The sequence below is a fragment of the Actinobaculum massiliense genome, assembly GCF_001457435.1.
Classification (GTDB): Bacteria; Actinomycetota; Actinomycetes; order Actinomycetales; family Actinomycetaceae; genus Actinobaculum; species Actinobaculum massiliense.
Genome location: NZ_LN881717.1, coordinates 500,713 through 513,718, shown reverse-complemented (window position 1 = coordinate 513,718; position 13,006 = coordinate 500,713). Strand labels below are relative to the sequence as shown.

The 13,006-nt window shown below is 60.2% G+C and carries 9 protein-coding genes and 3 tRNA genes; 10 read left to right on the top strand and 2 right to left on the bottom strand.

Annotation, left to right across the window (positions count from 1 at the left end):
* Nucleotides 1–56: 56 nt before the first annotated feature.
* Nucleotides 57–551 (bottom strand): YajQ family cyclic di-GMP-binding protein, encoded by a 495-nt coding sequence (locus tag BN2664_RS04225; RefSeq protein ID WP_007001452.1) that lies wholly within the window; start codon nucleotides 549–551, stop codon nucleotides 57–59.
* A 247-nt stretch (nucleotides 552–798) separates the two neighbouring features.
* Here BN2664_RS04225 and BN2664_RS04220 point away from each other — a divergent pair.
* The 7 genes from BN2664_RS04220 (at nucleotide 799) to uriT (ending at nucleotide 5,329) form a co-directional block, all read left to right on the top strand.
* Nucleotides 799–880: transfer RNA gene (locus BN2664_RS04220), tRNA-Tyr, on the top strand.
* Nucleotides 881–944: 64 nt separating this feature from the next.
* Nucleotides 945–1,017 (top strand) — tRNA-Thr (locus BN2664_RS04215).
* A gap of 25 nt (nucleotides 1,018–1,042) precedes the next feature.
* A tRNA-Met gene (locus BN2664_RS04210) sits at nucleotides 1,043–1,116 on the top strand.
* Nucleotides 1,117–1,157: 41 nt separating this feature from the next.
* Nucleotides 1,158–1,328, top strand: a complete 171-nt coding sequence (rpmG, locus tag BN2664_RS04205) for a 50S ribosomal protein L33 (protein ID WP_007001453.1) — start codon at nucleotides 1,158–1,160, stop codon at nucleotides 1,326–1,328.
* Nucleotides 1,329–1,418: 90 nt separating this feature from the next.
* Nucleotides 1,419–2,591, top strand: a complete 1,173-nt coding sequence (locus tag BN2664_RS04200; protein WP_007001454.1) for a UDP-N-acetylmuramate dehydrogenase — start codon at nucleotides 1,419–1,421, stop codon at nucleotides 2,589–2,591.
* 198 nt (nucleotides 2,592–2,789) lie between these two features.
* Nucleotides 2,790–3,758, top strand: a complete 969-nt coding sequence (gene uriH, locus BN2664_RS04195; protein ID WP_007001455.1) for a uridine-preferring nucleoside hydrolase UriH — start codon at nucleotides 2,790–2,792, stop codon at nucleotides 3,756–3,758.
* A 143-nt stretch (nucleotides 3,759–3,901) separates the two neighbouring features.
* Nucleotides 3,902–5,329, top strand: a complete 1,428-nt coding sequence (gene uriT, locus BN2664_RS04190; protein ID WP_007001456.1) for a uridine transporter UriT — start codon at nucleotides 3,902–3,904, stop codon at nucleotides 5,327–5,329.
* Nucleotides 5,330–5,508: 179 nt separating this feature from the next.
* On the opposite strand, the gene BN2664_RS04185 is transcribed toward uriT, so the two are convergent.
* Nucleotides 5,509–6,573 carry an adenosine deaminase gene (locus BN2664_RS04185; RefSeq protein WP_007001457.1) on the bottom strand — a complete coding sequence of 355 codons (1,065 nt, stop codon included), beginning with the start codon at nucleotides 6,571–6,573 and terminating at the stop codon, nucleotides 5,509–5,511.
* Nucleotides 6,574–6,618: 45 nt separating this feature from the next.
* Here BN2664_RS04185 and BN2664_RS04180 point away from each other — a divergent pair, with 45 nt between their 5' ends.
* The 3 genes from BN2664_RS04180 to phoA all read left to right on the top strand — a co-directional run bounded on the left by BN2664_RS04180 (nucleotide 6,619) and on the right by phoA (nucleotide 12,968).
* Nucleotides 6,619–7,977, top strand: a complete 1,359-nt coding sequence (locus tag BN2664_RS04180; protein WP_155856506.1) for a phosphotransferase family protein — start codon at nucleotides 6,619–6,621, stop codon at nucleotides 7,975–7,977.
* 115 nt (nucleotides 7,978–8,092) lie between these two features.
* Complete coding sequence (locus tag BN2664_RS04175) at nucleotides 8,093–8,902, top strand: SDR family NAD(P)-dependent oxidoreductase (protein ID WP_007001459.1); 810 nt, start codon at nucleotides 8,093–8,095, stop codon at nucleotides 8,900–8,902.
* Between the two features lie 310 nt (nucleotides 8,903–9,212).
* Nucleotides 9,213–12,968 carry an alkaline phosphatase gene (gene phoA / locus BN2664_RS04170; protein ID WP_007001460.1) on the top strand — a complete coding sequence of 1,252 codons (3,756 nt, stop codon included), beginning with the start codon at nucleotides 9,213–9,215 and terminating at the stop codon, nucleotides 12,966–12,968.
* Nucleotides 12,969–13,006: the final 38 nt, after the last annotated feature.

The window sequence follows — 13,006 nt, the reverse complement described above, 5'->3', positions numbered from 1 at the left end:
CCACTGCGGCTAGTTACCGTTATGGAACTAGCCGCAGTTCTGCATCTAGCGGCTGTTTAGCGGTAGTTCTGGAACTGAAGCGCGAAGTCGAAGTTCTTTGCGCGCAAAAGCGCGATAACTTCCTGCAAGGTGTCGCGAGACTTGTGGGTCACGCGCACCGAATCGCCCTGAATCTGCGTTTTCACGCCCTTCGGCCCCTCATCGCGAATCACCTTGGTGATCTTCTTAGCGTTCTCCGAAGAAAGCCCTTTCTGGAGATTGCCTACCAGGCGGTACTCCTTGCCGGACTGGTAAGGCTCGGCGTCGCCCACGTCCACGCATTTGAGTGATACCTTGCGGCGCACCAGCTTGGACTGCACCACATCCCAAACCGCGAGGGTGCGCTCGGCGGTATTCGCCGCCATTTTGATGGTTTCGCCCTCAAGCTCTACCCGCGCACCCACGTTACGGAAGTCGTAGCGCGTCCCGATTTCTTTGGCTGCCTGGTTGATTGCGTTGTCTACTTCCTGGCGGTCGTATTCGGATACGACGTCGAAGCTGGCGTCCGCCATGGATGATCTCCTTCTGAGTCGGATTGGCGCGTACGACGCCGGGAGAGGGCAAGCGGAGAGCCCCGCCGGGGAGTTTTCCCAGAAAATCGCCGCTACGCGCCAATAGTGGATGATTTGACGTAGTGGAACCAGGGTACGCGAGTGCCCGAAAAAAGTGCACCTCGCCACGTGTATGGGTCTGGAATTGACATCCCCCCGGCTACCCCTGGTAATCTCATCTGGTGCCTCCGAGAGGGGGAACAAAATTGGCGGGTTTCCCGAGCGGCCAAAGGGACCTGACTGTAAATCAGATGCGATACGCTTCGTAGGTTCGAATCCTACACCCGCCACGATCGTGAGAAACGGTAAGGTAGCTCCGTGAGGGGAAACCTTCGTCGCAAGTTTCTTGCGAATGCCCCGATAGCTCAGTCGGCAGAGCGTCTCCATGGTAAGGAGAAGGTCGAGAGTTCGATTCTCTCTCGGGGCTCGTCACTATGTTAGATAGTGATTGCGGCGGGGTAGCTCAGATGGTCAGAGCGCACGACTCATAATCGTGAGGTCGCGGGTTCAATCCCCGCCCCCGCTACTGGTCCGATCAGGTCGGCAAATTTTAGAGGAGCAAAGGAAATGGCGAGCAAGTCTGCTGATGTGCGCCCCAAGATCACCCTCGCTTGCGAGAACTGCAAGGAGCGCAACTATATCACCAAGAAGAATCGGCGCAATACGCCCGATCGTCTTGAACTGAAGAAGTACTGCCCGAGGTGCAATGCCTCCACGGCGCATCGCGAGACCCGATAGTCTGAGCGATTTGCCCGGAGCGGCAAACTGGGAAGCGGAGCCTAAGTGCTCCGCTTTTTTGTTGTCGGTGCAACGGGCTAAGCTTTGCACGTGACGTGTGCAATTCCTGAAAAGTCCCATGACGACGGCGCCCCGGTTCTTCCCCCGGTTCAATCCCATAGGATTCACCCGGGTGCCACCACCCTCGCCGAGCTCACCACCATCGGTGTGGGCGGAGCCTTCAACGAGCTGGTCGAAGCGCATTCGGAAGCGGAGCTAGTTGAGGCGATTCGCGAAAACGATGCGCAAGGCGTCCCGGTGCTGGTGCTTGGAGGCGGCTCAAATATCCTCGCCGACGACGCGAGTTTTGACGGCGTCGTCGTGCGCGATATGCGTAGCGGGGTGCGCCCCAAAGACGCCAGCTACTGCGGTGGCGCTTCCTTTACCGTCGAAGGCGGAACGCCCTGGGATGAGTTCGTGGTTCACGCCATTGAGAACCAGTGGATTGGCGTGGAGGCGCTTTCGGGAATCCCAGGAACGGTGGGCGCCGCCCCGGTCCAAAACATCGGCGCCTACGGGCAAGAAGTGGCCAGCGTTATCGCCAGCGTTCGCGTCTACGATCGCAAGCGGCAGGAAACCTACACCCTTTTCGCTGCCGACTTGAAGTTTGGCTACCGCAGCTCCCTGCTCAAGGAAACCATCGGCGAGTGGGGTGCCAGCCCGCGCTACATCGTGTTGGAAGTCGAATTCCAAACCGGTATCTCCAGCCTTTCTGAGCCCATTCGCTACGCGCAACTTGCCGCGGTCCTCGGCGTCGAGCTGGGGGAGCGGGTGCCCACCCGCCGCGTCCGCGAAGCTGTAATTGAGGTGCGGAAGTCGAAAGGCATGGTGCTCGACGACGCCGATCGAGATACCTTCTCCCTCGGATCCTTCTTTACCAATCCGATTTTGACAACCGCGCAGGCGGAAGGGCTCCCCGCGGACGCTCCGCGCTACGAGGTGCGAGACGCGCAGAAAGCCACCTTTAATTCCGGTGCGCCAGTGGTCGAGGGAATTGTCAAAACCTCCGCCGCCTGGCTTATTGATCACGCCGGTTTCCACCGTGGGTACGGGGACGGCCCGGCGACGCTCTCCACCAAGCACACCCTTGCCTTGACCAACCGCGGGGAGGCCCGCTCCGGCGATATTCGCGCCCTCGCCCGGGAAATCCAAAACGGAGTCAAGGAGCGCTTCGGGGTGTGGCTGGTTCCCGAGCCGGTGGTGCTCGGCGAGGCCCTCGCGTAGTTTTATCTCGGTTGTTACGCGCTTTAGCGGCGTGCGTTCGAGTGCGGGGCTGGAACGCCCCGCGGGGTGAGTATTGCGTAGTGGCGAGTCCCGGAGCCGTCGTCGTACCCAACTGTATAATGAGTGAAGCGGTTTACAATCGCGTCTTAATCCGAGACGCCAACCTTGATACCCGATCAGCACAATGGAGTGATAGCTATGGCAGACACGGCAACGCGCAAGATTATTCTTGATTGCGATCCTGGGCATGATGACGCGGTGGCGATGCTCTTGGCGTGGGGAAATCCGAAGATTGACCTGCTCGCGGTTACTACGGTGGGTGGTAACCAAACCTTGAAGAAGGTCACGAATAACGCCTTGGCGGTAGGTACCGTACTAAAGATTGAAGGGGTTCCGTTCGCCGCTGGATGCGTGAATCCCATGGTCCGCGACGTTGAAGTGGCGCCAGATATCCACGGGGAGAGTGGGCTGGATGGAACCGAGCTCCCCACACCAAAGATTGAACTCGATTCGCGCCACGCGGTCGATTTGATTATCGACACGATTATGGAGCACGAGCCAGGCGAAGTAACGCTAGTTCCCACCGGACCGCTCACCAATATCGCTATGGCGGTTCGAAAAGAACCGGCGATTGTGGAACGCGTGCGCGAAGTGGTTCTCATGGGCGGGGGTTACCACGTAGGTAACTGGTCCGCGGTGGCCGAGTTCAATATCAAGGTGGATCCGGAGGCCGCGCACGTGGTCTTTAATGCAGGTTGGAAAGTAGTCATGGTGGGACTCGATCTAACCCATCAGGCACTGTGCACACCAGAGGCATACGCGAAGATTGACGCGGTAGGCACGAAGCCCGCGCGCTTTATTCACGAGCTGATGGATTTCTTTGGTGAATCGTATAAGGATGCGCAAGGCTTCGACTATCCGCCCGTGCATGATCCGTGCACGATCGCCTACATCATTGATCCGAGCATTGTGGAGACGGTCCAGGTTCCGATCGACGTCGAATTAACGGGAACACTGACAACGGGTATGACGGTTGCAGACTTCCGCGCCCCGGCGCCGGCGGATTGCCCGACTTGGGCAGCTACCAAGCTCGACCAGGAGCGTTTCTGGGATCTGATTGCGGATGCGCTCGAACATATCGGTGAGAACGACTACCTAGCCAAGTAGCTGTGCGCTGAGCACCGAACTTCTCTCGTTGGCAAAAAGAAATAATGCTACGATCCTGGGCGCGGGGGCGAGGAAGTTCCCGCGCCCCAGCGGGCAATCTGGCCCGGTCCGCCCAAGAAGAAAACTGAGAAATAGAGGATGATATGACCACCCATACCGAAGCCAAAACGGCATCGGGCAAGAGCATCGTTGGGCTGATGATCGCGCTACTGTGCGCTATTTTTGCCTTCCAGCTCAATGCTTCCATGCTTTCACCAGCGCTCGCGGCCATGCGCGAGGAACTGGCCACCACCGATGCGCAAATCGGCGTAACGCAAACCGCGTTCTTCGCTGCGGCAGCGCTTTTTTCACTTTTCTTGCCACGCTGGGGTGATCTGATTGGGCGCAAGAAGATCATATTCGGGATGCTCCTCATGACCGGCATTGGTTGCGTCATTTCCGCGCTTGCACCGAACGTTAGCGTGCTTGCAGTAGGCCGTGTTGTGCAGGGCGTTGCCGGACCCACGGTGCCCTTGGCACTCATTATGTTGCACCAGGAGGTGCGCGATCCTAAACGCTACGCCGGACTCATGGCCATTTTAACCTCGGTCAACGGTGGTATCGCGGGCGTGGATGCCCTCCTCGGCGGCTGGCTTGCCGGCACGTGGGGTTTCCGTGCCGTGTTCTGGTGCATGGCGATTATTTGCTTCCTCGCGGTTCTGGCAGTGGGGGTGTGGACCAGCGATTCCAACTCCAACGAAGCCGGGGCGAAGATGGACTGGCCGGGTGTTATTTCACTACTCATCGTGTTCGGCTCGGTTTACTTCATTTTCCAGGAGCTTGGAAAGCTCGGCGATGCTCGCTGGTTGATGATCGTCATCCTCATTGTGGTGGCAGCCGTTTTCGCGGTGATCTTCTGGCGCATTGAATCTAACAAGAAGGACCCGCTGGTTGCGGTTCACTACCTGAAGCAACGGCGTACCTGGGCCCTCCTCACTACTACGCTCTTGGTGATGACCGGCGTATTTGCGGTGATGAACGGCTTGATTCCGAACTTTGCCCAGGTGGCCGAACCAACCGGTGTGGGCCTCGCTCCGGAGACGGTTTCCTTCTTTACCCTCACTCCTTACGCGATGGCGGGTCTTGTCATGGGTCCGATTGCCGGCCAACTTGCCTCGCGCTTTGGATACAAGCGGGTGCTGCAAACGGGATTGTTGCTTACGGTCGTCTTCCTCGTCGCCGCGATCTTCGTGATGGCGGCGCCCTCGAAGCTCCTGCTCTTCCTCATCTCTCTGGCCGTTGGCATTACCTACGCCGGCATGGTGAATATCATGCTCAACGGGATGGGAGTGGTTCTTTCCCCGGAGGACAATCAGGGTTATTTGCCGGGTATGAACGCGGGCGCCTTTAACCTTGGTGCGGGACTCTCATTCGCCATTCTTTTCGCGGTGCAAACCGCGCTGGGTGGGGATAACCCGACGCTCGGCTTCCAGGCCGGGATCGGAGTGGGAGCGGTGCTGGTAGGCCTAGCGCTGTGCATGTCGTTCCTTATTCCGAATCCGGAAAGTGTTGCTAAGGCGCAGTCCGAATAGGATTCGATGCCGGTAGCGCTATCGTGATTCCGGCACTATCGCTGAGGTGGGGTTCGGCTTTGATGCTGGCCCCACCTTTTGTATGTGCCTGCCTGCTTCGCGGAAAGGGGAGCGTTAACCTTCAGCAAGCATGCAATCACTTTCAGCAAGCGTGTGCTAACCCGTGGGAACGGTGCGCGCTACCTTTCGGTAACGCAGTCGCTAGGCATCGCGGGTTTGCTCGTTATTGGTTCGTTCGCGAGCCAGGCGTCCACTTCGCTCAGCCACGCCCGCTTGGAGCTTTCCGCGGCGAAGCTGGCGCGAATTGATTCGCGAGCCAGCTCTGCCAGTTCTTCATCCGAAAAGCCCAGGTTGCGGGCGGTCTCATACTGGTCGGTGAGGCGGGAGAGGAAAAGGAGCGGATCATCGGCGGAAAGCGCGATGGGAATTCCGGCGTCGAAAATAATGCGAAGTGGAACTTCGCTTTCATCGCTAAAGACCCCCAAAGAGACGTTCGACGCCGGGCACACCTCCAGGGCGATGCCGCGCTCGGCGAGGACCTCGAGGAGGCGCGGATCCTCCACGGCGCGGATCCCGTGACCAATGCGGTCGGGATGCAAATACTCAAGCGTCTTCCAAATTGCTTGCGCGCCCAGCAGTTCGCCTCCGTGCGGAACCAGCTTGAGGCCGGCGCGGCAGGCGATGCGGAAAGCGGGCCCCCATTCGCTCACCTCGCCGCGTCGCTCGTCATTGGAAAGGCCGAAGCCGATCACCTGGCCGGGGCCGTCTCCGGCGTAGCGAGCCGCCAGGCGGGCGAGGGTGCGCGCATCCATGGGATGGCGGGTGCGCGAGGCGGCGACGATGACGCCCATCTCCACCCCGGATTCGTGCTGTGCCTTAACCGCCTCATCGAGCACGATTTCCAGAGCGGGTGTAATACCTCCAACAAATGGGGCATAGCTGGTGGGATCGATTTGAATTTCTAAGCGGCGCGAGCCTTCCGCGGCATCGGCTTTTGCTGCCTCGCGCACGATGCGGCGCATGGCCTCCTCGGATCGCACCACGGTGCGGGCCGAATCATAAGAGCGTTGGAAACGGAACCAGCCACGCTGGTCGGCGGGAACGTGGAGCGCCACATTGTCCGTGAGGTTATCCGGCAAACGCCGCTTCTGGCGGCGGGCGAGGTCCTCCAAGGTGGGCACGCTCAGCGAGCCGGTGAAATGCAAATGCAAGTGAGCTTTCGGAAGTTTCTGTAGATCGCGCACCCAACCATCATTCCATCCCGTGGCGTTTGAGGCACAATGTTGGGTATGGGTATGTCACGGGAGCGCGCTGAGGCACAAGCACTTGCTGTGCTTACGGGTCCCCGCGCCGGAGAGGGGCTACAGGCTTTTTATGCCGGCACCGGCACGGTCATTCGCTGGAATGTTAACTCCGTCAATCACCGCCCCGGTGCCGGGGTGACCGTGGGTTATCGAGTGGGGCTTTCCGAGGGAGCGGGCATACCCGGCGCGGGTGGTGTTCCCGCCGCCGCTAACTCGGGCGCCGCGAACGCGGGCCAGGCTCCTAGCGCGGGCGCCCCTGACTCGGTTCAGGCTCCTAGCGCGGGGCGGATCGCCCCGAGACAATCCGTCCATGAGAAATACGTGTGCGCCTCTACCGCCCGCCTCTCCCATCCTCACCTTCCTACGGTCTCTCATCTCACCGTGGAGGGTCTGCGGGTGGCGGTATGGGAGCACCCCAACGACCCCGAGCTTCCCGCCCTTCCGCTCCTATGCTCACCGCGCCAAATGAGCGAATTCTTGGGGCGTGATGCCACGGTGGAACTCAAGAGTTACCGGCCCACCCGGCGCGCCGTAGCGAGGGTGGTGACCGAGGGCGAGGACGCATTTGCGAAGGTGCTTCGTCCACCCGCGGCAGCCTCACTGGCAAAGCGCCATCGGATTTTGCTTCGGGCGGGGGTGAAGGCTCCCGCAATTTTGGCTCAAGACGAGCGGGGGTTAGTTCTCATTTCACGTATCGCAGGTACACCCTTAGCCAATGCGCTCGGCCGGGGGCTCCTGGTGCGGGCGCGCCCGGTGCTCGAAGCCTTGGAGACAACGCTTAATCGCCTGCCTGCGGCGAGTCTCACCCTCACCCGCAAACCTGCCTGGTCAGAGCGAGTAAGCCACTACGCGAATGCGGCGGCGACGGCGCTTCCGGAGATTAGGGACCGCGCCAAAGCGGTGGCGGCGGGAGTGGAGGAAATCCTCGCGACCGTCCCGCCCGGGCCGCTCCAACCGGTACACGGGGATTTCTACGAGGCCAATATTTTCCTCACCGAAAATGAGGGACGTTTTTCGGCGGGCATTATTGACGTCGATTCCCTCGGCCCGGGATATCGGGTGGATGATTGGGCCTGCCTGCTCGGCCACGTCTCAGTATTGCCACATCTGGCTCCGGCGAGTTATCCGCACGTGCGCCACGATTTAGAAACCTGGTGCCGAATTCTGGAATATCGGGTTCCACCGGCCGCCCTCTACGGGCGTTGCGCGGGAGTTGTGCTCTCGCTAGTGGCGGGAGCTGCGCGCGTAGATGGAGGTCCGTGGAAAGAGGATGCGCTCGGACGCCTGGGGGAGGCCGAGAACTGGTTACGCCGCGCCTACTCATTTATGCCCGGCCGCCATTAGCTGGCTCGGTTCTCACGCCTTCCGGGGATAGGCGGCTTTTTGCGGGATTCGGAAAGGCGGTTCGCGTCCGGCGCTTCTTATTGTGATGGTATTAACTCTTTGTTAGCGTCGTCACATGGAATTGAAGAATAAAACTTTTGTTGTCACGGGTGCGGGTAACGGAATCGGGCGCGAGGTAGCCCTCCAGATCCTGGAAAAGGGTGGCTCTGTTGCCGGCGTCGATCTCAACGGCGAGCATCTGCATGAAACCGCGCAGCTGGCGGGGAACAATCCTAATTTCAGCGAGCACGCGGTCGATATCTCCGATCGGAAGGGAGTGGAAAGCCTGTTCGGTGAGGCACTGGAATCCCACCTCGCGGTGGACGGCTTGGTGAACGTCGCGGGAATCATCCAGAAGTTCGTGCCCATTCTGGAGCTTGACTATGACGAAATGGAAAAGGTCATGAATGTCAACTTCTGGGGGACGGTCAATATGGTCAAGACCTTCCTGCCGCATCTGCTCGAGCGAGAGGAAGCCTGCATTATTAACGTTTCCTCAATGGGCGCTTTGGCTCCGGTTCCGGGTCAATCGCTGTACGGGGCGTCCAAGGCGGCGGTGGATCTGTTCAGCCAGGGGCTGTACGCCGAGTTGCGGGAGACCAAGGTGCACGTGGGCACCGTTTTCCCGGGAGCAATCGCCACCAATATCGCCGGTAACTCCGGAGCTATGGAGCAGACGGAAAAATCTGCCGATGATTCGGGTTACAAGCTCACCTCGCCCCAGGATGCGGCCAAGGTCATCCTCAATGCCATCGAGAAGGAAAAGTTCCGCGCCACGATTGGCAACGATGCCATGGCTCTCGATGTGCTCTCGCGTGTGTCGCCAAAGAAGGCCACCGAGATGATCGCCAAGAAGTTGGCGGATGTGGGGGATCTGGGTAAGTAGCCTCCTGCTGAATCTTTATGCCGTGGGGCCGGCTAGCTCATCCAGAGCTAGCCGGCCCCACGGCGGCGTCGTGCATAGCACCGAAAGGCTAAGACGTGTTATTCCTCACCAGAGCGGTAGGGGAGGGGTCAGCGAGGCGTGGTGGCGGGCTTTTTATACGGACATGCGCCCGCGGTTCACCGTCTATTCACCAAATCGAAGCGAAATTGTTGCTTTCGCTGGTTAGACATGACGTGGTTTTCATGAGGAGACCTGACTTTGGGCGTCTAGACACCAAAAAGTCATATTTGAGTGAAGGGCTATTCACGCAATGTCAGCAAGGAATAATTCACGCCGAGTGGCGGGTGCTTTTGCGGCACTCGCGGTAGGCGTAACTATGGCAGCGCCGCAGGTGGTGGCCGATTCGGCAACCACGCGCGGAGGAAACGGACCAGAAACATGTGTGGCGTTCGACGCGCAGGGAAACGTGCGTGAACTCGACGCCGGAGATTGCGCTCAGTTCGGCAAGGCCGGGCAGGGTCGATCGAACGCTAAGGCACGTAACGTCATCTTGATTATTGGTGACGGTATGGGCCAGTCAGAGATCACTTCCGCTCGTAATTACCTTGAAGGTGCGGGCGGACGCTTCGCTGGTTTGGATAATCTAACGAGCGAGGGTCTTTACACCCATCATTCCATCAATAAGGACGGAAGCTTCAATTACGTCACGGACTCAGCGGCGTCGGGTACCGCCTGGGCCACCGGAACGAAGACGTACAACGGCGCAATTGGTGTGGGTCTGAAGGGCACCCCCAAGATTAACCTGATTGAACAGGCGAAGAATGCCGGTTTGCGTACCGGTAACGTGTCCACCGCGGAGATCCAGGACGCCACCCCGGCAGTCTTGGGCGCCCACGTGGCCAAGCGTTCCTCCTACGCACCCTCGGGTGACAAGAAGGTTGTGGAAGCGGCCGACGCTCGCGAGAACGGCGGTTTGGGTTCGATTTCTGAGCAGATCGTTGACACCCGCGCCGATGTAACCCTTGGCGGCGGTGCTTCTTACTTTGATACTCAGGTCAAGATCAACACCGGCAACACCAACCCGTTCCTCGAGGGTGACGCGAAGTACCCGACCACCTGGGTTGCGGGTAAGACGGTCCTCGAGAACGCCAAGGACAACGGCTACCAGGTTGTTACCACCGCCGACGAGCTTGCGGCAGTTAAGGAAGCCAACCAGGATTCGCCGGTTCTCGGCTTGTTCTCGCCCGGCAATATGAAGACGACCTTCGCCTCCTCGACGGCGAAGCTCGGGGCCTCCAAGCAGGCCCCGATTTCCTGCCAGACGCAGGATATTGGCACCGAGCCGGAGATGGCGCTGATGACCCGCAAGGCCATTGAGCTCCTCGATGATCCGACCTCGGATAAGGGCTTCTTCCTGCAGGTTGAGTCCGCTTCGATTGATAAGCGTGATCACAGCTCGGATGCTTGCGGCCAGATTGGTGAGACCAAGCGCCTGGACGAAGCTGTCAAGGAAGCCCTTGATTTCGCCAAGCGTGACGGCAACACGCTCGTCGTCGTCACCGCTGATCACTCGCACACCTCGCAGATCGTGGGAGATAACCGCGACAACGTTGCGCCCACCACACGCCTGCTCACCGCGGACAAGAAGTCCACGATGACGATTGCCTACGGCACCACCCCGGTGGCCGAGGACGGCACCAACGCCGGTTCTCAGCAGCACACCGGTGCCCAGCTGCGCGTGGCCGCCTATGGACCGGGCGAGGAGAACGTGCTTGGTCAGACCGACCAGACCGATCTTTTCTACACGGTTTTGAACGCCCTGGATCTGAACCCGGACAAGAGCGACTCGGCTACCGATGCCAACCTCGCCAAGCCGGCTTCTTCGCGTGACGTGGTTGCGGTTATCAACGCTGACGGTTCGATCCGCGCCCCCCAGCCGGGCGACTTTACGCAGTACGGACCGGAAGGTCAGCAGCGCGTGGCGGACGGCTTGGCCAAGAACGCGGTGCTCTTCATTGGTGACGGTATGGGTGACTCTGAGCTGACCTCGGCTCGTAACTACCTCTACGGCGCCAACGGCCGCCTGCCGGGCATCGATAACCTCGATTACACCGGTTCTTACACTCACTTCTCGGTGAATAAGGACGGCACCATCAACTATGTCACCGATTCGGCGGCTTCTGGCACTGGTTGGGCTACCGGCACCAAGACCTACAACGGCGCCCTCGGCGTTGGCATCGACGGTAAGCCGGTGCAGAACTTGGCCGAGAAGGCGAAGGCAAAGGGTCTAAAGATCGGTAACGTCTCCACCGCTGAGGTGCAGGACGCCACACCGGCCGCCATTGGCTCGCACGTGGCCAAGCGCTCCTCCTATGCTCCCTCCGGGACCAAGAAGGTCGTTGAGGCCGCTGACGCTCGCGAGAACGGCGGACGCGGTTCGATTTCCGAGCAGCTGATCGATTCTCGCTTCGATGTTCTGCTTGGTGGCGGCGCCCAGTATTTCGACACCGAAGTTCAGGTTTCCGGTATGTGGGCCGGTGCCACCAAGTGGGAGGCCGGCAAGTCGGTGCTCGAAAACGCGAAGAACAACGGCTTCCAGGTTGTGACGACGGCGGATGAGCTGGCCGCGGTGACCGCCGCTGACCAGCATTCCCCGCTGATTGGTTTGTTCTCGCCGGGCAATATGCCGCGTAACTTCCTTGAGACCATTCCTACCGAGGACGGCTACAAGGCCGATACCGCGGCCGCTTGCCAGCTGAACCCCGCTCGCACGGCCGAAATCCCGAGCCTCTCGGCGATGACGACCAAGGCCATGGACCTCCTCGCCAACGAGAACGGCTTCTTCCTCCAGGTTGAGGGCGCCTCGATTGATAAGGCTGATCACGACGGCGACGCTTGTGGCCAGATCGGCGAACTCGATGATCTGGATCAAGCAGTGCAGGCCGCGCAGGCCTGGGTGAAGAAGACCGGTGAGCCGACCCTGATTGTGGTCACCGCCGATCACGCCCACACCTCGCAGATCACCGCGGTTGGCGCGGATACCGCTGGCCTTGCCACCACGCTGCTCACCGCGGATGGGGATCCGATGACCCTCTCCTACAACAACTCGGTGATCAACGATCCGAAGGCCGATAGCTACGATCAGGGCCACACCGGAGCCCAGCTCCGCGTGGCGGCTTCTGGCCCGGGTGCGGAGAACGTTATTGGCCGTACTGACCAGACCGATCTGCACTACACCGTGCTCAACGCGCTTGGGGTAGATACCGAGTCGGCGCCTGTTGCCGATCTGTTCATCCCGGCGAAGCCGGCTCCCGAGCCGACCGATGAGCCGACGACCGAACCGACCGGCGAACCGACCGCCGAGCCGAAGCCGGTGGCGCCGATGGGTAAGTGGGGTTTCTTCTACGTGGATCAGTGGGGCAAGCCCGCCGCGGATCGCGTGATCAACTACGGTGACCGGTCCGACGAAGTGCTCTTCGGTGACTGGGACGGTAACGGTACGGATACCCCGATGGTTCACCGCGGGAACAAGTTCCTGGGCACCAACGGCTGGACCGGTGTGGCTCAGTTCGAGTTCACCTACGGTGATGCAAATGATCGCGTTATCGTCGGCGATTGGGATGGCGACGGACGCGACTCGATCGCCGTCGTTCGCGGCAACCAGGTGCTTATGCGTAACGCTCTCAAGTCGGGCGTTGCCGAGCGCACGGTAACCTACGGCAACCCCACCGACACCATCCTCGCCGGCAACTTCGACGCCGACCTGGCTAGCGAGCTCGTGGCCGTCCGCGGTAACACGTTCTACGTCCAGGCGGATCTCGCCAACGGCAAGGCCGCGGTGGTCTTCGCCTACGGTGATAACGGCGATGAGGTAGTGATTGGCGACTGGAACGGTGACGGCGCCGACGGCGTTGGCGTTGTTCGCGGCAATAAGTTCCTGCTTCGCAATGATCTGTCCAACGGCGTCGCCCAGGCTGCCTACGCATACGGGGACCCGACCGACGGGCAGTTCGTGGGTGACTGGAACGCCGACGGCGTCGATACACCGATGGTTGATCGCCGCTAGCTAGCGTAGCTACCCGCCAGGGTTTTCCCGGCTATAGG

What these genes read in the sequence shown, in the direction of transcription:
- BN2664_RS04225 (WP_007001452.1), bottom strand. Translation starts at nt 551, where the DNA reads ATGGCGGACGCCAGCTTCGACGTCGTATCCGAATACGACCGCCAGGAA.
- rpmG (WP_007001453.1), top strand. Translation starts at nt 1,158, where the DNA reads ATGGCGAGCAAGTCTGCTGATGTGCGCCCCAAGATCACCCTCGCTTGC.
- uriH (WP_007001455.1), top strand. Translation starts at nt 2,790, where the DNA reads ATGGCAGACACGGCAACGCGCAAGATTATTCTTGATTGCGATCCTGGG.
- uriT (WP_007001456.1), top strand. Translation starts at nt 3,902, where the DNA reads ATGACCACCCATACCGAAGCCAAAACGGCATCGGGCAAGAGCATCGTT.
- BN2664_RS04180 (WP_155856506.1), top strand. Translation starts at nt 6,619, where the DNA reads ATGGGTATGTCACGGGAGCGCGCTGAGGCACAAGCACTTGCTGTGCTT.
- BN2664_RS04175 (WP_007001459.1), top strand. Translation starts at nt 8,093, where the DNA reads ATGGAATTGAAGAATAAAACTTTTGTTGTCACGGGTGCGGGTAACGGA.
- phoA (WP_007001460.1), top strand. Translation starts at nt 9,213, where the DNA reads ATGTCAGCAAGGAATAATTCACGCCGAGTGGCGGGTGCTTTTGCGGCA.